The organism is Agrobacterium sp. a22-2 (assembly GCF_012276985.1).
Taxonomy (GTDB): Bacteria; Pseudomonadota; Alphaproteobacteria; order Rhizobiales; family Rhizobiaceae; genus Allorhizobium.
This window is the reverse complement of record NZ_JAAXMM010000019.1, coordinates 45,500-67,334: the sequence shown is the minus strand read 5'-3', so window position 1 is coordinate 67,334 and position 21,835 is coordinate 45,500. Positions and strand designations below refer to the sequence as shown.

The 21,835-nt window shown below is 63.9% G+C and carries 16 protein-coding genes; 10 read left to right on the top strand and 6 right to left on the bottom strand.

Annotation, left to right across the window (positions count from 1 at the left end):
* Positions 1 to 46: 46 nt before the first annotated feature.
* Complete coding sequence (locus HFC70_RS23795; RefSeq protein WP_168475793.1) at positions 47 to 5,107, top strand: tetratricopeptide repeat protein; 5,061 nt, start codon at positions 47 to 49, stop codon at positions 5,105 to 5,107.
* The gene (locus HFC70_RS23790; protein ID WP_168475792.1) at positions 5,104 to 6,627 is read left to right on the top strand and encodes a tetratricopeptide repeat protein; all 1,524 of its coding nucleotides are present in this window, start codon (positions 5,104 to 5,106) and stop codon (positions 6,625 to 6,627) included. Before HFC70_RS23795 ends, HFC70_RS23790 begins: the two co-directional genes overlap by 4 nt.
* Here the strand turns inward: HFC70_RS23790 and HFC70_RS23785 are convergent.
* Entirely contained in the window at positions 6,618 to 7,823 is a 1,206-nt protein-coding gene (locus tag HFC70_RS23785; RefSeq protein ID WP_168475791.1) for a glycosyltransferase family 4 protein, read from the bottom strand. The genes HFC70_RS23790 and HFC70_RS23785 overlap by 10 nt on opposite strands.
* A gap of 298 nt (positions 7,824 to 8,121) precedes the next feature.
* On the opposite strand from HFC70_RS23785, the gene HFC70_RS23780 reads away from it, so the two are divergent.
* The 5 genes from HFC70_RS23780 to HFC70_RS23760 all read left to right on the top strand — a co-directional run bounded on the left by HFC70_RS23780 (position 8,122) and on the right by HFC70_RS23760 (position 14,681).
* Positions 8,122 to 10,335: a peptidase domain-containing ABC transporter gene (locus tag HFC70_RS23780; RefSeq protein ID WP_168475790.1), complete on the top strand. Its 2,214-nt coding sequence runs from the start codon at positions 8,122 to 8,124 to the stop codon at positions 10,333 to 10,335.
* Positions 10,307 to 11,659 (top strand): HlyD family type I secretion periplasmic adaptor subunit, encoded by a 1,353-nt coding sequence (locus HFC70_RS23775; protein WP_168475789.1) that lies wholly within the window; start codon positions 10,307 to 10,309, stop codon positions 11,657 to 11,659. The genes HFC70_RS23780 and HFC70_RS23775 overlap by 29 nt, the downstream gene beginning before the upstream one ends.
* On the top strand, positions 11,656 to 12,981 hold the full coding sequence (locus HFC70_RS23770; protein WP_168475788.1) for a tetratricopeptide repeat protein: 1,326 nt from the start codon (positions 11,656 to 11,658) through the stop codon (positions 12,979 to 12,981). The genes HFC70_RS23775 and HFC70_RS23770 overlap by 4 nt, the downstream gene beginning before the upstream one ends.
* A gap of 82 nt (positions 12,982 to 13,063) precedes the next feature.
* Positions 13,064 to 13,864: a carbon-nitrogen hydrolase family protein gene (locus tag HFC70_RS23765; protein ID WP_168475787.1), complete on the top strand. Its 801-nt coding sequence runs from the start codon at positions 13,064 to 13,066 to the stop codon at positions 13,862 to 13,864.
* Between the two features lie 91 nt (positions 13,865 to 13,955).
* Entirely contained in the window at positions 13,956 to 14,681 is a 726-nt protein-coding gene (locus HFC70_RS23760) for a sulfate transporter family protein (RefSeq protein WP_168475786.1), read from the top strand.
* Here HFC70_RS23760 and nth read toward each other — a convergent pair.
* The gene (gene nth / locus HFC70_RS23755; protein WP_168475785.1) at positions 14,655 to 15,425 is read right to left on the bottom strand and encodes an endonuclease III; all 771 of its coding nucleotides are present in this window, start codon (positions 15,423 to 15,425) and stop codon (positions 14,655 to 14,657) included. The two genes, HFC70_RS23760 and nth, sit on opposite strands and share 27 nt — an antisense overlap.
* Before the next feature lie 37 nt (positions 15,426 to 15,462).
* On the opposite strand from nth, the gene HFC70_RS23750 reads away from it, so the two are divergent.
* A complete protein-coding gene (locus HFC70_RS23750) occupies positions 15,463 to 15,945 on the top strand; it encodes a DUF2244 domain-containing protein (RefSeq protein ID WP_168475784.1) in 483 nt (160 codons plus the stop codon).
* Positions 15,946 to 16,023: 78 nt separating this feature from the next.
* The gene (locus HFC70_RS23745; protein WP_168475783.1) at positions 16,024 to 16,908 is read left to right on the top strand and encodes a bifunctional helix-turn-helix domain-containing protein/methylated-DNA--[protein]-cysteine S-methyltransferase; all 885 of its coding nucleotides are present in this window, start codon (positions 16,024 to 16,026) and stop codon (positions 16,906 to 16,908) included.
* 16 nt (positions 16,909 to 16,924) lie between these two features.
* On the opposite strand, the gene HFC70_RS23740 is transcribed toward HFC70_RS23745, so the two are convergent.
* A complete protein-coding gene (locus tag HFC70_RS23740; RefSeq protein WP_168475782.1) occupies positions 16,925 to 17,914 on the bottom strand; it encodes a sugar-binding transcriptional regulator in 990 nt (329 codons plus the stop codon).
* A 199-nt stretch (positions 17,915 to 18,113) separates the two neighbouring features.
* Between HFC70_RS23740 and tal the strand changes: the two genes are divergently transcribed.
* The gene (tal, locus tag HFC70_RS23735; RefSeq protein WP_168475781.1) at positions 18,114 to 19,070 is read left to right on the top strand and encodes a transaldolase; all 957 of its coding nucleotides are present in this window, start codon (positions 18,114 to 18,116) and stop codon (positions 19,068 to 19,070) included.
* Between the two features lie 136 nt (positions 19,071 to 19,206).
* On the opposite strand, the gene HFC70_RS23730 is transcribed toward tal, so the two are convergent.
* The 3 genes from HFC70_RS23730 to HFC70_RS23720 form a co-directional block, all read right to left on the bottom strand.
* The gene (locus HFC70_RS23730) at positions 19,207 to 19,677 is read right to left on the bottom strand and encodes an SH3 domain-containing protein (protein WP_168475780.1); all 471 of its coding nucleotides are present in this window, start codon (positions 19,675 to 19,677) and stop codon (positions 19,207 to 19,209) included.
* Positions 19,678 to 19,842: 165 nt separating this feature from the next.
* A complete protein-coding gene (locus HFC70_RS23725; protein ID WP_168475779.1) occupies positions 19,843 to 20,160 on the bottom strand; it encodes an antibiotic biosynthesis monooxygenase family protein in 318 nt (105 codons plus the stop codon).
* Positions 20,161 to 20,398: 238 nt separating this feature from the next.
* Entirely contained in the window at positions 20,399 to 21,823 is a 1,425-nt protein-coding gene (locus HFC70_RS23720; RefSeq protein WP_168475778.1) for a gamma-aminobutyraldehyde dehydrogenase, read from the bottom strand.
* Between the last annotated feature and the right edge of the window lie 12 nt (positions 21,824 to 21,835).

Below are 21,835 nucleotides of genomic sequence, written 5' to 3'. Positions count from 1 at the left end.
TGCGACCGGTCGTGTTTCATCTGCCCTGCGGCCTTGAGGGCGGATCGTGTCGCCTGTAGCCGAAGGGCCGGATGTCGGTGCGGCCGCAGTGCCGAGCGTCGCGGACTGCTGCGCGCTTATTGGCGCGGGGCGCTTTGCCGAAGCCGTGCAATGGCTGGAGATCCATCACCGGACTGCGCCGGACGATACGGCCATCAACCATTATCTTGGTCTGGCCCTTCATCTTTGCGGACGTTCCGCAGAGGCGCTCGGGTATTTCGAAACGGCGCTTTCCAAGACGCCAGACGATCCCGCCATTTTGCAGAACATGGTTTTGCCGCTGATCGCGGTCAGACAGAACGACCGCGCGGTTGCGATGGCAAGGGCCGGCCTGGCGCTTGATCCGGGCTCCCGCGGCCTGCACGGCAATCTTATCCTGGCGTTATCCTCTGCCGGGAAATGGCCGGAAGCAAGAGCGGCCTGCATGGCGGCACTGGCGATCGATGCCGACGATCCGGGCTTCCTGACCCAGGCCGGTCATGTCCTCTTGCAACTCGGTGACGTTACTGCGTCCGAGCAGGCTTTGCGCCGTGCTTTGCAGATCCGGCCGCAAAATCCAGAAGCGACTTTCAACCTCGGCGTCGTGCTGCAGGGACAGATGCGGGAGGACGAGGCGGTTGCCTGTTACGAACAGGTTCTGGCGATCGAGCCGCACCATGCCGGTGCCACCAATAATCTGGCGACGTCGCTGCGCAATCTCGGCCGCCTCGCGGAGGCCGAAAGGCTATTGCAGGATCTTGTCGGCCGAGACGGCGATCAGACGCTGAGCCGGTTCAATCTGGCCTGCGTGCGCCTGCTGGCCGGAAAATGGCAGGCGGCCTGGGTCGATTACGATCTGCGGGACGAGGCCGGCAAGACGCCGCCTGCGGCCCACCTGACGCAGGCGCCACGCTGGCGGGGCGAAGACATATCCGGCAAGACGCTGCTGGTCTTCCATGAGCAGGGCCTCGGCGATACGATCCAGTTCATCCGTTTCCTGCCGCGCCTGATGGAGCGCGTCGGGCGGCTGGTCTTCGTCTGCCAACCGCAGCTTGCGGCCCTGCTGTCGACATTTGCGCTTTTTCGCGACCCGTCGGGCCGCGCCGTGCTGCTGGCCGATGATGGTACGGCACCAGCCGCCGATTATTCCGTGCCGCTTCTGTCGCTGCCGGGCATTTTGGGGCTCGAGCCGGAAGAGGTCGGTTTTCACGCGCCCTACCTGCAGGCCGATGCCCACCGCTCCTTTATCTTCAACGATCCGTCCTTGCCTGGAAAAGACGCGCGGCGGATGCGGATCGGTTTGGCCTGGCAGGGCAATCCGCGGGCCTTTGGCGAGAAGGGCCGGTCGATGGCGCTCGGCGAACTGGCACCCCTGGCTGCGCTGAGCGCTGAAGCGACCTTCATATCTTTGCAGCGCGGCTTCGGCAGCGAGCAGTTGCCACCGGACGGGCTGGATCTCCTGCAGCCGGGTGCGAATTTTGACGGTGGGTCGCAGGCTTTCGTCGATACGGCCGCCCTGATGATGTCGCTGGACCTGGTCATTACCACGGATACCGCCATCGCCCATCTGGCCGGTGCGCTCGGCCGGCCGGTCTGGCTGCTCCTGAAGAAGGCGCCGGACTGGCGCTGGGGCATGGAGGGCAGCCTGACCGACTGGTATCCGACCATGCGGCTGTTTCGCCAATCGGAAAAGGACCGCTGGCCGCCGGTATTGAATGCGGTGGTCGACGAGTTGCGGCTGTTGCTGTCCATGCCGGCGGCAGGTTCGGTGGTCGCCAACGACAACGAGGCCCATCTGGGCGAGGCCATTTCCGCGCACCAGCGCAAGGACTATGCCGCAGCGATTGCGGTCTATCGGCATCTGCTGGCGGTCGGGTTTCGCGCTGCCTTTGTCCATAACCTGCTTGGCATGGCCTTGCTCGAAGCCGGCGGCCGGCGCGGTGCCGCCACGCGCGATGCCGTGGTGCTGACGGCCCGCTCTGTGGGCCTTGCGTCTGACATTGCCGATCACTGGAGCAATTTTGCCGTGGCGCTCGAAAGCGCCGGCAATGCCGCCGATGCCCTGCGGGCGCTTCGCCACGGCCTGCAGGCCGATCCGCTGCATCTGCCGAGCCATATGGCGCTGGCGCGGCGGGAGGTGGCCGGTGGCAAGGCGGAGCAGGCACTGGAGCGGGCGCGGACCATGCTGGCGCGGTTTCCGAAATCGGCCCATGCGCTGTCGGTCTTTGCCAATGCCGCAACCGCTCTCGGTCGGCTTGAGGAGGCGGACAATGCGCTGCGTCGTGCCGTTCAGATCGAGCCCAACAATGCCTCCACGCTGGTGCAATGGGGCGCTGTCCTGCTGAAGCTTGAGCGACCCGATGCGGCTGCACGGGCCTGGGAAAAGGCTATTGTGCTGGAACCCGGCAATGCCGATGCCTGGAGCAATCTCGGCGTCGCCGAGCGCAATTACGGGCTGGCCGACATTGCCTGCTGGTTCCAGCGCCAGGCTGCCAGAACTGTTCCCGACCATGCCGAAAGCTGGAGCAATCTCGGGATCAGCGAAATGGATGCCGGTCGGGAAGACGAAGCGAAGGCTGCCTTCCTGAAGGCGATGGCGCTGCGCCCGGGTTATGCCGATGCCGAAATGGCGCTCGGCATGGCGCTGATGAACGAGGGCGACTACGTCCGCGGCCTGCCACTTTACGAGCGGCGGCTGGATGTCGAATCGCTTGGGATCGCCAAGGAGCGGGTGCGCTTGCCGGCCTGGAAGGGTGAGAGCCTTGCCGGCAAATCCATTCTCGTGCTGGCCGAACAGGGGTTCGGCGATGCCTTCCAGTTCATTCGCTATGTCGCGCAGCTCAAGGCCATGGGTGCGACCAGGGTTATTGTCGGCTGCCGGCGCAAGATTGCCTCGTTGATCGCCACGGCGCCCGGTGTCGATGGCGTGATCGGCGAAGCCGAAACCGTGCCCGCCCTCGATTATCACGTCTTCATGATGAGCCTGCCGCTCTATTGCGGAACGACCGTCGAGAGCATTCCGGCGGCACCGTCTTATCTGAGAGCCGATCCGGCGCGTGTGACTCGTTGGGCCTCGTGGCTGGCGCCAAGACCCGGATTTCGTGTCGGGTTGGTCTGGCAGGGCAATCCCGATCCCAAGGTGGACAAGGGGCGCAGTTATCCGCTCGAGGTTCTGGAACCCCTGGCCGATATTCCCGGCCTGCGACTGATCGCCTTGCAGAAGGGAGCCGGCGAGGAACAGATCGCGGCACTTGGCGGACGTCTGACGGTCGAGTCGCCGGGCGAAGATTTCGACAACGGTCCCGATGCCTTTGCCGACACGGCGGCGCTGATCATGAACCTCGATCTGGTGATCACCTCGGACACCGCCGTCGCCCATCTGGCCGGGGCGCTTGGCAAGCCCACCTGGGTCGTCCTGAAATCCCATGCCGAATGGCGCTGGCTCAGGGGGCGCAGCGACAGCCCATGGTATCCGCGGACCCGCGTGTTCCGAAGGGTGGAAGGCGAAATCGAGAGCCGGCCCTTTGCCGGCGTGGCATCAAGGGTGGCCGGCGCCTTGCGGCAACTGGTGAGCGGCGATCGGTCGGTTCTGTTCGAGGCCGCCGAGCCAATTGTCGCGACCCATCCGCCTGCCGACGACGCGACTGCCTTTGGGGACGCGCTGGCCCGGCACATGGCTGGCGATCGCTCGATAGCCGAGACCGGCTATGCAGCACTTCTGCGGTCGCAAAGCCATGGCGCGGAAGCCCTGCACATGCTCGGCGCCTTGGCTCTCGAGGCGCAGCATTACCATCGTGCCACTCTGTTCCTGCAGGCGGCGGATCGGCTGGGCCTTGGCACCTCTGCCTTCCAGACCAATTATGCCATTGCGTTGCGCCATATCGGCAAGGTCGAAGAGGCCGAGCGCCTGCTACGCCTCAGCCTTCAGGCGGCCCCTTCGGCCGAGGCTCTGATGACGCTTGGCAATCTGCTGCGCGATACCAACCGCTTCGAGGAGGCGTTGGCCGCCTATGAGGCCTCCCTTGTGCTGCGGCCGGATCTGGCCAAGACACATCGCGGCAAGGCCAATGCGCTGAAGGACCTGAGCCGATGCACTGATGCGATTGCCGCCTTTGACACGGCGCTGGAGCTTAGCCCCGGCGACGCCGAAACCTTGATCGACCGCGGCCATGCGCATCTGATGGCCGGCAATCTGCCGGCCGGGTTCCGGGATTACGAATATCGTTGGCTGGGCGCGGAAATGGTGCCGCGGACCTTTGCCGTGTCGCGCTGGCAGGGCGAGGACACCGACAAGGTTCTGCTGATCCATGGCGAGCAGGGCTTGGGCGACCAGATCCAGTTTGCCCGCTTCGTGGCGCTGGCGGCCGCCCGTGTCGGTCATGTGCTTCTGGAATTGCGCGAGCCGCTGATCGGTCTGTTCAACACGCTTGTCTTTGAAAAGAACAATGTGACGATCCTTCGCCAGAGCATCGACAGCATCGACGATGCCGATCTCGAAGTGCCTATGCTCAGCCTGCCGCTGGCGCTCGGCACGACGCTGGAAACTTTGCCGGCGCCGGCCCGGTTCATGCTTCCGGCAGAACGGATCGCGGCGTGGAGCGAGCGCTTTTCTAACCGCGAGAAGGTTCGGGTCGGCCTGATCTGGCAGGGCAATCCGAACGCCCGTGCCGACCAGGGACGTTCGCCGCGGCTGGAGGTTTTGGCGCCACTGTTTGACGTTGAAGGTGCCCATTTCGTCAGCCTGCAATATGCCGACGGGCTGGAACAGTTGCGCGGCTTTGCCTATGCTGATCGGATCGATGTGCCCGGCGCCAGCCTTGGCGATTTTGCCAGCACGGCGGCGGCGATTTCCGCTCTCGACCTGGTGATTTCCTCCTGCACCTCGACCCTGCATCTGGCCGGTTCGCTCGGGGTGCCGACCTTCGCTCTGCTGAAATACAATGCCGACTGGCGCTGGATGGCGCATCGCACGGACAGCCCGTGGTATCCAAGCGTCCGGCTGTTCCGCCAGCCGCAGCCCGGCGATTGGGGCAGCGTGGCGCGACAGGCGGCCGCGGCGCTGTCAGACTTCGTGGACGCGCGCCGATGAGCGACCCATCACCCGAAGAATTGCTGCAGACCGCTTTCGAGCGCCATCGCTCCGGTGATGCGGCCGGGGCGGTCGTTCTCTATGATGCGATCCTGGTGCAGAACCCCGATCATGTCGACGCCTTGCGGCTGCTGGCCTCCGCGCGGCGGTCGCTCGGTGATCTGGCGGGGGCGCTGATCCTCTACGAACGAGTGCTGCGGCTGGCGCCGGACAATGGCGAGATCGGGGGCGAGATCTGGTTCAATTTCGGCAATGCGCTGGTCGATGCCGGACGATCGGCAGAGGCGGTGCCGGCCTATCAGCGCGCCGTTGCGCTACAGCCCGGCAATGCCGATGTCGCGGCCAATCTCGGCATCGCGCATGCCAATGGCGGCGCGTTCGCTCTAGCGGCCGAGGCCTATCGCCTGGCACTGTCGATCGATCCGGCTCACAAGACATCGCTGCACAATCTTGGCAATGCGCTCGGCGAGTTGGGCGACCCGTTCGGGGCCGTCGAGAACCTGCGCGCCGCCGTCCGTCTCTATCCCGATCTGGCGGAAGCCCATTACAATCTGTCCCTGGCACTGCTGCGGCTTGGCGATTTTTCGCAAGGTTTTGCCGAATACGAATGGCGCTGGAAGACGCCGGGATTTCCGGCGGTTGCCCGCCACCAGGCGATCACCGACTGGGATGGCCGGCCGTTTGCCGGCAAGCGGCTTCTGGTGCATGCGGAGCAGGGGCTTGGCGATACGATCCAGTTCGTCAAACTGCTGCCTCTGGTCAAATCGCTGGGTGGCGAGGTCATCCTGCAGGTGCCGGAACGGCTGGTGCGGTTGCTGAGAGATATCCCCGGCGCTGACCGGGTGATCTGCGAGGATCCGCCGGCCGGCTCTGTCGACCTGCAGGTGCCGCTTCTCGGGCTGCCGCATCGGCTGCAGCTGACGCCGGGGGCCGTTCCTCCTGCTATCTCCTATCTGGCGGCCGAGCCGAAACTGATTGACGTGTGGAAGCATCGGCTGGCTCTGGACGCCGGTGCAAAGGCTATCGGGTTCGTCTGGCAGGGCAATCCGGCCTCGCCTGTCGAGCGCGGCCGCAGCCTCGATGGACCGCTGGCTTTGGCACCGTTCGCAGCGCTTGTCGATGTGCGGCTGATCGCCCTGCAGAAGCTTGAGGCCCATCGGCTGGAGCCGGCGGAGACGCCGTCCGGCCGGAAGGTTGCCGGGCTGCCGTTCCTGCTCGAACATCCCGGCCCCGATTTCGACGCCGGGCCGGACGCCTTCGTCGATACCGCCGCCATCATGGCCTCGCTCTCGGCCATGGTGTCGGTGTGCACGGCGCCCCTGCATCTGGCCGGCGCGCTCGGGACTCCGTCGGTGGCGCTGCTGAAGCGGGTGCCGGACTGGCGCTGGATGATGGGGAGGCACGATTCGCCCTGGTATCCCGGCATGCGTCTCTGCCGCCAGCCCGATGAAACGGGCTTTGCACCTGCCATTGAGATGGCAGCCGATGAGATCGCGCGACTGCTCGCGGTTCAGCCGTAGGATTTGACGATGCGCTTCATGGCATCGGCGGTGCGCGACCAGGTCAGGCCGGCGATCTTGGCCGCCCCCCGTTCGGCGCGGCGCCTTGCGTCGTTGCGGTCGGTATAGGCGCGCTCCAGCGCATCCTCGATTTCGTCGACACTGCTGTCTCCCCAACCTGCCACCGCGCCGACACCGCTTCCGGCACCGGCGACCGCGGCCTGGTTTTCCAGCGCATAGCAGTTGCGGCCGTCGATCAGGTCGAGATGGCCTGTATTGGCCGAGAGAATGGTCGGCACGCCGCAGGCCATGCATTCCATCGCCACCAGATTGGTGCCGCCTTCGCTGCGGTTCGGGAACAGCGCCACGTCCATTTCCCGCAGGATCGGTGGCATCAGCGCATTGGGCACCGGCCCGAGGTCGATGAATTGCGATGGGGCGATCCCGTTGGCGGCAATCCAGGCGGCCTGGTCGATGCCGCCCTTGTCGTTCAGGGAAAGCGGCGCCGTCTTGCCGGATTCGTTGAGGGTCAGGGCAAATTGTGGCCAGGGGCTATGCCAGGCGCTGACCAGCAATGCGTCCGGATGGCGCCTGGCGAACCGCGCGAAAGCGGCGACCACCAGATCCTGGCCCTTGCGCAGTTCCAGCTTGCCGCCCGAAAACACCAGGAAGCGATCGGCCAGCACGCCCTGTTTCTGGGCGGGGTGAAACAGCGTCTGGTCGATACCCTGGATCACCGTCGTGACATTGGTCAGCCCATGGGCGCGCAGGATGTCTTCGTTCCAGGTCGATCCGGCGACGATCAGCGGCAGGGACCGGGCGCGATCCAGCGTCTGGGCGCTCAATTGCGGCAGTTCGAAAAACACCACGCCGATGGTCGGGCTGCCGGAAAGCGTCACATTGTGGGCGCCGGACGCCATCTGGAAATCATTGCCGAGGGCGCCCAAAACCGGAACGTTGACCGAGATCTGCTTGCCGGCGTTTTCCTGAAGCTTGCGGACCAGGTCGGCGGAGCTTGCGGTAAAGCCAGCGAGCGCCCTCTGGCGCAAAGGATCGACGACGATCTGGTCCTTCTGCAGCGGGAAGGAACTGGCCGGCTCCAACTCAGGATCGTTCGACCAGTTGAGCGCCAGATTGAGGCCGTAGATGCCCCATCCGAAAAAGCTGGAAATGCCCCAGTGGATAATGATCGGTCTTTTCCGGCTTGGTGCTGTCATGGCTTTGGCTTTTGCTGTTCATACCTGCCGGGCGGCCTGATTCTCGGCCCGTCGAACCTAAAGCGCTTCATGGACAAAAGGAATCGCATGATCGCCGAACCCGGCGGTTATGCACCGTGGCATGGCTTGAGCAGTTATTGCCGAGAAAGGCCGATCACTCCAGCATCGCGAAAGCTTGCCTGCCTAGGGTCGGCTGTGATGGGGCCATCAGTCCGTCTTAAAACGGCTTGATGCGTCTCCTTTACGGGTGCGCATGGGCTGTGATTCCGACAGCTGTAATTAGGGTGAGGTTCGTTCCATGGATGTACAGGAAAGGGATTTGGCGGCGGAAGACAATGCCGGGTCCGCTTTTGCTGCATTGGTTGTGGCGGCGCAACGGCTTGGGCTGTCGCTGTCGGTCGAGCAGTTGCGTCGGGATTTCGGGGACCAAGGCTTCGACCCGAGTTTTACCGCGCTCGCGCAAATCGCAGCCGAACATGGTCTGAAAGCCAAGCCGATCCGCCTGTCCTGGAAGATTCTCACGCGCCTTGAGGGCGACGTTTCGGCGCTGATCCGGCTGAAGGACGGCACCATCCTGGTTTTCGACCGTTTCATCGACGATCGCGACACGCCTCAAATGGTCTTGCGCGATCCGGCCGATCCGCGCGCGCCACGGCTTGTGGTCGATGAGCTGCGCCTGACCGAGGCCTGGGACGGTTCGGTTCTGCTGTTGAAGAAAGAGGCGGCCGTCGAGGCCGAGCAGGAGGATTTCAGCTTCGCCTGGCTTGCCCGACAGGTGTTCCGGGAAAAGCGGCTGGTCCGCGATATCTTCATTTCCGCCATGGCGCTCGGCGTCCTGGCGATCGTGCCGTCGCTGCTCTACATGGTGGTCATCGACCGGGTTCTCGTCCATCACCGGGTGTCGACCCTGACGCTGATGGCGCTGGCAATTGCCGTCGTGCTGGTGTTCGACATGGTGCTCGGCTATCTCCGGCGCTCGGTCACGGCGATTGCCACGGCAAAGCTCGAGGTGCGGGTCAATCTGCATATCTTCGACCGGCTGTCGCGGCTGCCCATCGAGTTCTTCGAGCAGAATGCCACCGGCGGCATCGTGCACCGGCTCGGCGAGGCGCGGCGGCTTCGCACCTTCATCACCGGCCAGCTGTTCGGCGCCATGCTCGACATGCTGTCTCTGCTGGTTCTCGTGCCGGCCATGTTCATGCTGAGCCCGGCGCTGACCTTCTGGGTGATCGGCATTGCCGTGCTGATGAGCCTCGTGCTGTTTGCCTATATGGGGCCGGTGCGCCGCGCCTATGGCGAGGTGATGAACAGCGAGCATCGCCGTACCTCGATGCTGATCGAGACGATCAACGGCATCCGCACCATCAAGTCGCTGGCGCTCGAAGGCCGCAAGCGGCGCGAATGGGATCAGCGGGTGGCCGAATCGGTCAAGCGGCAGACGGAACTTCTGACGCTGGCCAACCAGCCGCAGACCCTGCTGGCGCCGCTCGAAAAGCTGATCTATGCCGGGTCGCTGTGCATCGGGGCCTATATGGCGATCACCGACCAGCAGGCGGTGATGACCGGAACGCTGGTGGCCTTCACCATGATCGCCATGCGCGCCACCCAGCCGATGGTGCAGATGGCGGGCATGATGCAGCAGCTCGAAGAGGCGCGCGGCGCTCTCAAGCAGGTGGCCTCCATCGTCAATGTGGCGCCCGAGGCGCGGCGCGAGGCGGGCGTGCGACCCAAGATCGCCGGGCGCATCGAGTTCGAAGGGGTGCGTTTCGCCTATCCCGGCACGGCCTCGCCAGCGCTCGATGCGGTCAGCTTTGGCATCAGGTCGGGCAGCATCGTCGGCGCCATGGGCCGCAGCGGCTCGGGCAAGACGACGATCACCCGGCTCTTACAGGGGCTGCACCAGAACTATAGCGGCCTGATCCGCATCGATGGCGTGGAGCTGCGCGAAATCGAGCTCTACCACCTGCGCACCCATATCGGTGTGGTCCTGCAAGACAGTTTCCTGTTCCGCGGTTCGATCCGCGACAATATTCTGGTCGGCAAGCCCGATGCGTCGCCGGAGGAAATGGTCGAGGCGGCGCAACTGGCCGGCGCCGACGAATTCATCGAACGGCTGCCGCGCGGCTATGACACGATGCTGGAGGAGCATGCCAGTAACCTATCCGGCGGCCAGCGCCAGCGCCTGGCGATCGCCCGCGCCCTTGTCGCCAATCCGCCAGTCCTGGTTTTCGACGAGGCGACCAGCGCGCTCGACCCGGAAAGCGAGGCGATCATCCTGCGCAACCTGCAGCGTATTGCCGCCGGGCGCACCGTGTTGATGATCTCGCATCGGCTGTCGTCGCTGGTCGATTGCGACCAGATCCTGGTGCTCGATCGCGGGCACCTGAAGGATTGCGGCACCCATGGCGAATTGCTGCGCCGCTCGACCGACTATCGCCATTTGTGGAACCAGCAGAACCGGCATCTCGGCCCAGGAATTGACCATGACCAAGACCTTATCGCTGTCGCCTGACGAACACCGCTATGCGGTGCGCACGACGGCGGAGTTTCTGTCGGAAAGCGCCGGGATCCTGCATGCGACGCCGCCGCGCAGCGCGCGGCTGACCATCACAGCTCTTGCCGCCCTGATCGCCTGCGCCATCGGCCTTGCCGTGGTCATGCCGATCGAGCGGGTCGTCAGCGCCAAGGGACGCGTCGCCTCGCAGGCGCCGCATACGGTCGTGCAGCCGCTCGAGACTTCGATCATCCGGCAGATCCATGTGCGCGAAGGACAGGTGGTGAAGGCCGGCGATATGCTGGCGACGCTGGATCCGACGTTCTCGCAGGCCGACCAGACCACTATTCGCCGCGAAGTGGCAAGCCTTACGGCCGAAGTCCTGCGACTGCGCAGCGAGATCGACGGCACCGACTATCTTCCCGCCGACGGCGACAGTTTCAGCCTGCTGCAGCGGCGGTTTTTCCAGGCGCGGCGGTCCCAGTACCGGGCGGCGCTTGAGAGCTATCGCAGCCGGTCGGCGGCTCTCTCCACCAATCGGGCGCAGCTGCAATCGGAACTGGACCTCTATCGCCAGCGGCTGGCGCTCAGCCAGGAAAGCGAGGCGATGAAGGCCGAGCTGGTCAAGAAGAAGTTTGCCAGCCGTGCCGATGCGCTGCAGGCGGCCGACCTCAGGCTTGACGTGCAAAGCACGATCGCCGAGCTTGACGGACAGCTGCAGAGCAATGTTCACGAGCTTGGCGCTCTGAAGGCCCAGGAGGAGAACTATGTCCAGCAATGGCGTTCCGATGCCATGTCCATGCTGGTCACCCAGGAGGGCAAGCTGAATACGGCGCTGGAACAGCTGTCCAAGGCCGACAAGCGCCATGATCTGATCGGCCTTCGCGCGCCGCAGGATGCGGTGGTGCTGCAGATCGGCGATATCTCAATCGGCTCGGTGGTCGAGACGGCGCAAAAGATGTTCATCCTCGTGCCGGCCGATTCGGATCTTGAGGTCGAAGCGGAAATCTCCACCCAGGAGCAGGGGTATATCCAGGTCGGCCAGGAGGTCGAGATCAAGCTCGATGCTTGGCCCTATGCGCGCCATGGCTCGCTACGCGGCCGGGTCCGCACGATCAGCGCCGACAGCCTGACGGTGTCGCAGGGCAATAGCGCCGACCGGTCCGTCTATCTGGCCAAGATCGACATCATCGATCCGACGCTGAAGACCCATCCGTCCGACTTCCGGCTGATTGCCGGCATGACGCTGACGGCCGACGTAGTGGTCGGGGACCAGACCGTGGCGGCCTATCTGTTCGACCGCGTCGTTCCGGTGGTGACGGAAGGCATGCGGGAGCCATGACGCTCAATCCCGGGCTCACAACCCAATGGGCAGCCGCCTTCCGGTTTCGCCGCGCCAAGGCAAAGCTTGCCAGCGGCAGACGGGCGCAGGCCGCCGGTCTGCTGACCCGTGCCGCCAAGGCCGGGCATGCCGAGGCGGCCTATGAACTGGCCCGACTCTACGAAAGCGGCAAGGGCGTGATCTGCGACCTGTCGATGGCGCGGCACTGGGCGAAATCGGCCGCCGACGCGGGCTTCATACCCGCCATGGCGCTGCTTGCCCGGCTTTATCTTCTGACACCGCATCCGGCCCTTGGTTCTTCGCCGGCTGCCGCACGGCTCTATCGGGGTGCGGCAAGACTGGCCGCCGAGCCCGAGGCGGCGCGGGCCTATGCGCTGAAAGCCGCAGAGGCCGGCAATGTCGATGGCATGGCGCTGGCCGGCTATCTCTTCGCCTCCGGCATCGGTGGCGAGGTCTGCGCGCAGACGGCGCTTGGCTATTACCGACCGGCGGCCGGGGCGGGCCAGATCGAGGCGCATCTCGGTCTTGGAACGCTTTTGGCCGGCGGCCATGTCGGTGAGCCGGACTATCCGGCGGCACGGCTGCATTTCCGGATTGCCTCGGACGGCGGCAACCTGACGGCACGGCACTATCTGGCCCTGCAATTGCTGAAAGGTCTTGGCGGCGAACAGGATGAACGCGGCGCGCTGCGGCTTCTGCATTCCTGCGCCCTCAAGGGCTATCGCGCTTCGATCGAGGAGCTTGCGAAAGTCTATCTTGCGCCCGGACGAACCGATGCCGACAAGGCCCGCGGCATTCGCTGGCTGTCGACCCTTGGGCGCATGGGGGACCGGCGGGCGTGCCGCGATCTGGAGCAGCGCTATCGGCACGGGATCGACGTCGCTGCGGATGCGGTCGAGGCCTTGTTCTGGCTCGAAAAGGCCGCCCTTTGCGGCGATACGGCCGCACAGTTCCAGATGGCGGTGGCCGCTGCGACGGGTGCGGCTGAGGTCAGCGAGAACCATCAGCAGGCCCGGCACTGGTTCGCCATGGCGGCGCGTAGCGGCCATACCATCGCGATGATCAATCTCGGACGTTTCCTGATGAAGGGTATCGGCGGCCCGGTGGATCTTGCCGCGGCGCGGGCGCTGCTTGAGGATGCGCTTGCCGCCGGCGACCTGGCAGCCCTGTCGGCGCTCGGCGAATTCTACTGCTTCCATGCCAATCCGCCCGAGCCGGATGCGGCCCGTCGGGTCCTCCAGCAGGGGGCGGATCTCGAGGATGCCCTGTGCCGCCAGCTGCTGCAGCGCATGGAAAACAGCCAAGCCTCCCGGGTGGCCTGACGCGGTCCATCGGTCATGCGATTGCGCTTTTCCCGCCGCTGTTTCATGATGGGCGACCGGAGACATCTGCAGGAAGTAACGTATGCGCATAGCTCTCCTGCAGATGCAGGCCGCCCTCGGCGATATCGACGGCAATCTCAAGACAATCGAACAAGCTGCCGCGGCCTCCGTCGCAGCGGGGGTGAGTTTGCTGGTTTCGCCGGAACTCTCGGTGACCGGATACGGGCTGGGCGAGACGATAAAGATCATAGCGCAGCCGCGCGACGGGGAGATCGTGTCACGTTTGCAGGGGCTGGCGGATCGGTCCGGGCTGGCAATCTGCGCCGGCTTTCCGGAACGTGACGGTGCGGACATCTATAATACCGCCGTTGTTGTGCAGCGCAGCCGATCCGCCGAATTCTATCGCAAATGCCATCTCTACGGGCCGATGGAAAAGGCTGTCTTCAGGCCGTCCGATGCCGCCCCGCATGTTTTCGATCTGGGCGGACTGAAGGCCGGGTTGCTGATCTGCTACGATGTCGAGTTTCCCGAAATGGCAAGGCATCTGGCGCTTGCCGGTGCCGACCTGCTGATCGTGCCGACAGCCCTTCCTGCCTCGCCCAACAACAGGCGGGTGTCGGAAATGATGGTGCCGAGCCGGGCGATGGAGAATCAGGTTTTTGTCGCCTATGCCGATCTGTGTGGCCGGGATGCGCTGTTTGACTATGAGGGCTGCTCGGTGATTGCGGCGCCCGATGGCGATATCCTGGCGCGGGCCGGACGCGGGCAGACGCTGCTGTTTGCCGACCTCGACCTGCAGGCCTATGCCGATTGCAAGGCCGAGCTGCCCTATCTTGGCGAGCGGCGACCCGAGCTATACGGGGCGCTTGCCAGGGTGCCTTGAGCGCACGAAGGGCGGATTGTCGGTTCCGCGCGCCCTTGCCCGGCCCGCTTGGCGAACCTACATCAGCCTTGCTGTCGAACGGAGGCCAGACATGATACTAGACGCGGCAAGGCTTGCATTGTCCAATCTTCTGGCGCCCGAGACCCGCTCGGTGTTCTGGAAGGTGATCGGCCTGACGGTCGTCGTGCTGCTCGGTCTGTGGTTCACGCTGCGGGGATTTTTCGTCAGCTTCATCCTGCCGATGTTTGACGGATTTTTTACCGGCATGCCGGAATGGGCCGGCTGGCTGACATTCCTGTTCGGCATTCTGGCGAGTATCGGGCTGGCGCTGGCTTTGGCGCTGCTGCTGTCCTCGGTGACGGCGATCATCGCCGGCCTGTTCCTCGACGATGTGGCCGAGGTTGTGGAAAAGCGGGACTATCCGACCGATCCGCCAGGGATGGCCATGCCGCTGGGCGATGCGCTTCTGTCATCGCTGAAATTCTTCGGCGTCGTGCTGATCGGCAATATCATCGCGCTGTTTCTGCTCTTCGTTCCGGGCATCAACATCATCGCCTTCTTCCTGGTCAACGGCTATCTGCTTGGCCGGGAATTCTTCGAATTCGCCGCTATGCGCTTTCGCACGCCGGCGGAAGCGCGGCTGTTCCGCTCCAAGCATTCCGGCACCGTGTTCGTCGGCGGCCTGGTGATCTCCGGTTTCCTGGCGATCCCGATCGTCAACCTGCTCACACCGCTGTTTGCCGCCGGCATGATGGTGCACCTGCACAAGCTGCTGTCGAAGAAGGATCCGCTATTCGCCGATCAGCTGCGCCGGTAGCTCGACCAGCGGGGCCGGCACGTCGCAGGTCTTTTCCGGCGATTTGCAGATGTCGGCAATGACGCAGCGCTCGCATTCCGGCTTGCGGGCCTTGCAGCAGTAGCGGCCATGCAGGATCAGCCAGTGATGGGCATGGAACAGGTAGGGTTTCGGGATGATGCGCATCAACCCGTCCTCCACTTCGTCCGGCGTCTTGCCGGGTGCCAGCCTGATGCGGTTGGCAATGCGGAAGACATGGGTGTCGACCGCCATGGTGGGGATGCCGAAGGCCATGGACATCACCACATTGGCGGTCTTGCGGCCGACACCGGGCAGCGTCACCAGCTCCTCGCGGCTCATGGGGACTTCGCCGCCATACTCGTCGATCAGCCGGCGACAGAGGGCAATGACGTTCTTGGCCTTGTTGCGGTAGAGGCCGATGGTCTTGATATAGTCGCGCACCGTGTCCTCACCGAGCGCCAGCATCTTCTGCGGCGTGTCGGCCACCTTGAACAGGGCACGGGTCGCCTTGTTGACGCCGGCATCGGTGGCCTGGGCCGACAGCGCCACGGCGACGATCAGCGTGAACGGATTGACATGCTCCAGCTCGCCCTTCGGCTCCGGCCGCTGGATCGAAAAGCGCCGGAAGATCTCTTCCAGCTCGGCCTTCGAATAGGCGCTGCGCGGCATCTGCTTCTTTCGAGCGGCGGCGGGATTTGACTTTTTCAAAGTTTGGGTGCTGGATTTCTTGATGGGAACCGTCATCCTCAATCTATAATCGCGCAGGCCAAGGGAAGGCAACGTGGACCAGACGATCGAACAACCGATTTTTGCAGCCGAACTCGTGCCGCACCGCTCGCTCGGCCGAAAAGGCTTCCGGATCCTGCTGCTGTTGACCGGCACGGTCTGCCTTGGGCACGGGCTTTTCTTCGTGATGACCGGCGCCTGGCCGATCGGCCTGTTCTTCGGCCTCGATTTCCTGCTGCTCTACGGCGCTTTTCTGCTCAACTACCGCTCCGGCCGGGCGCGGGAGGAAGTGGTGGTGTCGCGAACCCGTCTTTTGATCCGCAAGTTCACGCCGTCGGGCCGCATGACCGAGCATCGGTTCAATCCATTCTGGGCGCGCTTCTTCGTGCGCCGCCACGACGAGATCGGCATTACCTCCATGCTGGTGACCGGCGAGGGACGGCGCACCGATGTCGGATCTTTTCTCAATCCGGACGATCGCGAAAGTTTCGCCAAGGCCTTCCGCTCGGCCTTGGCCACGGTGAAACAACGCATCTGAGGCTATTCCTGCGGCAAGAAACGGGTGGCGCTTGCTGCCGGGCCGTGTTGAAGTCCTGAGACGATAGAGGACTGCACCATGACCCTTGCCCACCAGATCGACCTGTCCGCCACCACCGACATCACGCCCGACGGCGATGACTACGAGACCGTTCGCCGCGTCATCGAGATGCTGACAGTCGAATACCAGAGCCAGCCGTCGCTGGAGACGATTGCCGCGGCACTGCGCCAGTCGCCGACTCAGTTGCAGAAGACGTTTACCCGCTGGGCGGGCCTGTCACCCAAGGCCTTTCTGCAGGCGGTGACGCTCGATCACGCCAAGCGGCTGCTGCGGCAGGAAGACCTGCCATTGCTTGAGACATCGATCGAACTCGGCCTGTCAGGCCCTAGCCGGCTGCATGATCTGTTCGTCACCCATGAGGCCATGTCGCCCGGCGAGTGGAAGTCGAAAGGGGCGGGGCTCACCATTCGCTACGGCTTTCACCCGTCGCCCTTCGGCCAGGCGCTGGTCATGGCGACCGATCGCGGGCTGGCCGGCCTTGCCTTTGCCGATGCCGGCGGCGAGCAGGCCTGTTACGACGACATGGCCTGCCGCTGGCCCAATGCCCTGTTCGTGGCCGACCAGATCGCCACCGCGCCCTATGCTGCCCGGGTGTTCGATCCCGGTCGCTGGTCGCAGGAGGAGCCTTTGCGCGTCGTGCTGATCGGCTCGGATTTCCAGGTGCGGGTCTGGCAGAGCCTGCTGCGCATTCCGCTCGGCCGCGCCGTCACCTATTCCGATATTGCCCAGCAGATCGGCCAGCCCACCGCCAGCCGCGCGGTCGGGGCGGCGGTCGGCCGCAATCCGATCTCCTTCGTGGTGCCCTGCCACCGGGCGCTCGGCAAGAGCGGCGCGCTCACCGGCTACCACTGGGGCCTCACCCGCAAACGCGCCATGCTCGGCTGGGAGGCGGGGAAGGTCTAGTCGGAGAGTTTCGTCTTCAGGCAGATATTCCTTCCGCCAGCCGCAACAATTCCCGTGCTGCGCTCTCGTCGGTGATCAGGGTGTTGCAGCCGATGCGGTTGATCGTGGCGCGGATGGCGAGCGCCCGGTGGGCGCCGCCGGAGCAGATGACGATGTGTTTGGCCTTTTTCAGCGTATCGAGATCGACGGACATGACGCGCTCGTTGATCGGGTGATCGACGGAGCGGCCCTCGGCGTCGAGGAAATTGAACATGGTGTCGCAGACGCAGCCCGCGGCAATCAGCTCTTCCAGCGTCTGCCGGGAAATGAAGCCCTCCGACAGGGAGGTCGAATGGGGACCGATGTCGCCGCAGGAGACAATGGCAAGGTCGAGGTCCTCGGCAAGGTCATAGATGGTCTTCAGGCCGCATTGCTCGATCAGGGCGCGCTTGGTGGCGACCGAATCGACCAGCAATGGGGCGAGGAACATGTAGCATTCGGCGCCCAGCTGGCTGGCGAGCCGCCAAGTGTAGTCGATCGGGTTGGTCTGGTGCACGGCGACGATGCCGCCCAGCAGGGAAACGACCTTACAGTTTTCCCGGCGGGGCGGGCGGAAGCCGGCCAGCGAGGCGGTCATGGTGCGACCCCAGCCGACGCCGATCGTCGCATTGTCGGTGACCACTTCGGTGAGGAATTGGCCGAGCGCCAGCCCGACCGCCTTGGCAATGGCGCTGGCATCCTGAGCGACCGGTGCCGGCACGACGACCGCCTCATCCAACCCCAAGGCCTTTTCCAGCCGGACGGCCAGTTCCACGCAATCACCGATGCCGTCGCTGATCCAGATCTGCACCTCGGCGCGCTTCAGGGCCTCATCGAGCAGGCGGATGACGGTGCTGCGGCTGATGCCGAGACGATCGGCCACATCCTTCTGCGTCAGGCCTTGGTTGTAGTAGAGCCATGCCGCGCGCAGCCGCAGGGATGCAGCCTCCGAATAGGCGATGTGGGTTTCGCGCCTGAGCTTTGCCACGTCGTTGACGGCTCCTGTTGCAGGTGTCCGTATTATCGCTATTTGTGAGACTTATGTCAAATGAGATGCACAAATGTCTTGACTTCCCATGGGTGGAATGGCGATAATCGGGATAATGGCGCAGTGCGCATTGAGCCCGTTGCTGTGGAACAATGTGCTGGCCTGTCGGTTCAAGCACGTACCCGAAGGAAATTTGAGAATGACCTCCAAACTTGATCAGCTTCGCGCCATGACGACGGTTGTCGCCGACACCGGCGATATCGAAGCCGTCGCCCGTCTGAAACCGGTGGATTGCACCACCAATCCGTCGATCGTTCTGAAAGCACTCGGCACCGAAGCCTTTGCCGAGGCCTTCGAGGAAGCGATCACCTGGGGCAAGGCCAAGGGCGGCAAGGATGATGCGGTGGTCGGCGCGATCGCCGATCGGCTCGCCATCTCGGTCGGCGCGGCCCTGGCCGGCATCGTGCCGGGCCGTGTGTCGACGGAAGTGGATGCCGACCTGTCCTTCGACACCAAGGCCTCCATTGCCAAGGCGCATGGCATCATTGCCGGCTACAAGGAGCGCGGCATCGAGCGCGAGCGCATCCTGATCAAGCTGGCCTCCACCTGGGAAGGCATTCGCGCAGCGGAAGTGCTGCAAAGCGAAGGCATCGACTGCAACCTGACCCTGCTGTTCTCAAAGGCCCAAGCCATTGCCTGCGCGGATGCGAACGTTTTCCTGATCTCGCCCTTCGTCGGCCGTATCCTCGACTGGTACAAGAAGTCGACGGGCCAGGACTACACGCCCGAAACCGATCCGGGTGTCGTCTCGGTGCGGTCGATCTACAACTATTACAAGGTCAACGGCATCAACACGATCGTCATGGGCGCGTCGTTCCGCAACGCCGGCGAGATTATCGCCCTGGCCGGTTGCGACCGCTTGACGATCAGCCCGGCGCTGCTCGATGAGCTGGATGCCGCAACCGGCGATCTGCCGCGCGCCCTGTCGCCGCAGTCGACCACGCCGGACCCGCGGGTCTCGCTGGACGAAAAGGCGTTCCGCTGGGCCATGAACGAAGATGCCATGGCGATGGAAAAGCTGGCCGAAGGCATTCGCGGCTTTGCCAAGGATCTCGGCACGCTGCGTGGCCAGATCGCCCAGAAGCTGTCGGCCTGATCAGGCACGATTGTCTAAGAAGGTCAGAGGCGCAACGGGCAACCGTGGCGCCTTTTGTCGTCAATCACCCATCATCGCATCAGGACAGACACGGCAACGCCGTTGTGGAAAGTGACGATGGCGTTGCGACTTGGTATTAGTTGCAATCATCCAAGGGGCGGTTGCCGGACTGGTGGCAGCGGTGCGGGCTGATGGCGTCATAAATCCCTTCGGCCACGTAGTCGTCCGTGCTTGGACCCCTGTCATGCGGTATGTCGTCTTCATACAAAGCGCGGCCGATCACCCAGCCGGAGACGCGCGGCCGGTCGGTGGTGGCGATCCGGCACCAGTAGCCGCGGCTGTCTTCATTGCAGCTAAGCTTTTCGACCGGGGCGCCATCGGCAAGTGTGCCGATGATCCGGAAGTTTGTGCCGGCGCCCGAGCGGATATTGACCGGCTCGCCCGGACGGGTGCCGTAGACGTGAAAGAGATAGGGATCATCCTCGAGGGTTCCCGGCAGAGTGCCCGGCGATGCGGGCGCGGGAACGACCTGCTGTGCTACAGCCGGAAAGGCAAGGGCGAACAGCAGACAGGTTGCCAGGGCGGAAAGAGTGGGTGTCGCCTGCATGATGTACCTTTTGTCGTTTCGCTTTCCGCATCAGCATAGTCCGGCATAGGCAGGCACGCCAGCGGCGCCCCTGCCTATGGTTTACGCATTGGCGGCGATCATGCGGTGCAGAACTTTCGCAGGGCTGATCAGGCTGGCCGAGTGGCCCGCGCCTAATACCATCGATCAGATCTCCAGCGTCCGCACGACCTCGTAGAGTCCGGGATTTGCCACTGCGAGCGCTTGGTTGCGCTGCAGATACCCTTCCTCACGCAACCGGTCGATAATGCGTTTAGAAGCATCAAGGCTGTCGCTCTGGGCGTAGTTGACGACCCGGGTGCCGTCGAGGCTGCGGTGGATGCTCGCCGACATCCAGCCGGGGATGGATCTGGCAAATTCCGCTGACTCGACCAGCAGGTCGATCAGCGGTTGCTGGTTGCCCGGCGGCACGGTGAAGACATTGATCTGGGTGATGACGCCGGAATGGGCGCGGATGATCGGCATGGTTTGCTCCTTGCGTGTGGGGCTATGCCGACGGAAAGAGAGGTTCGAAGAGCCACAAGCCACAACAAGCCTCCGGCGGCAAAGCCGGTTTGCTTGTCGTGGGTTCGCCAATGCGGCGACACGGAGCTTCCCTGCAAGAGAAGCGGCCGGAATGACCTGTGCCGGCCGATATCCTTTTCGACAGCCCGATGATGCCAGACCCGGCACGCAGGGTCAACGAGAGGGCGCGGAAAGCTCTTCAATGGGCGATCATCACATGGCGTACGGCGGTGTAGTCCTCCAGCGCATAGACCGACATGTCCTTGCCATAGCCGGACTGTTTCAGGCCGCCATGGGGCATTTCGTTGCAGAGCATGAAATGGGTGTTGATCCAGGTGCAGCCATAACGCAGCTTGGCGGCGGTCTGCATGGCGCGGGAAATGTCCTTGGTCCAGACGGAGGAGGCTAGGCCATAATCGCTGTCATTGGCCCATCTGACCGCATCGCTGCTCTCTGAAAAGCGGGTGACGGAGACCACCGGGCCGAACACTTCGCGGCGCACGATCTCGTCGTCCTGCAGCGCACCGGCAATCACCGTCGGTTCGTAGAAGAAACCCTTGTCGCCGGATACCTTGCCGCCGGTGACGATTTCCATGTGCTTGTGCTCGGCGGCGCGGGTGACGAAGCTCTCGACCCGGTCGCGCTGGCGCCTGGAGATCAGCGGGCCGATTTCGTTCTGGGTGTCGTCGGCCAGGTTGAATTTCAGCGTCGAGACGGCGGAGGCGAGATCAGCCACCACATTGTCGTAGATCTTGTCGGCGACATACATGCGGCAGGCGGCCGTGCAGTCCTGGCCGGCATTGTAATAGCCGAAGGCACGGATGCCGGCGACGACGGCGTCGATATCGGCATCGTCGAAGACGATGACCGGCGCCTTGCCACCCAGTTCCAGATGGGTGCGCTTCACCGTCTTGGCGGCGGCCGCCAGAACCTTCTTGCCGGTGGCGATATCGCCGGTGATCGACAGCATGTTGATCTTGGGATGATTGATCAGCGCATTGCCGGTGCTCTCGCCGCGGCCGAGTACGACATTGACCACACCTTCCGGAAGGATATCGGCCATCACCTTGGCCATTTTCAGCGCGGTCAGCGGCGTCTGCTCGGAAGGCTTGAAGACCACCGTGTTGCCGCCGGCAATGGCCGGGGCCAGCTTCCAGGCCATCATCATCAAAGGATAGTTCCACGGTGCGATCGAGCCGATGATGCCGACCGGATCACGGCGGATCATCGAGGTATGGCCGGGCAGATATTCGCCGGCCACCGGCGCGTGCAGCGAGCGGATGGCACCGGCGAAGAAGCGGTAACAATCGACGATGGCCGGGATCTCATCGTTTAGAACCGCATTGATCGGCTTGCCGCAATTGAGGCTCTCCAGCGTGGCAAATCCCACCGCATCCTTCTCGATCGCGTCGGCAATCTGCAGCAGATAGGCCGAGCGCTGGGCCGGCGTGGTTGCCGACCAGGTGTCGAAGGCCTTTTCCGCCGCATCGACGGCGGCATCGATCTGCGCCAGCGAGGCTTCCGGCAGATCGAGAATGGTCTCGCCGGTCTTCGGGTTGAGGATCTTTTCCTCCGTTTCGGTGCCGGCCTCGAATGTCGAGCCAATCAGCATTTTCGTGTCCATACCGTTCTCCCT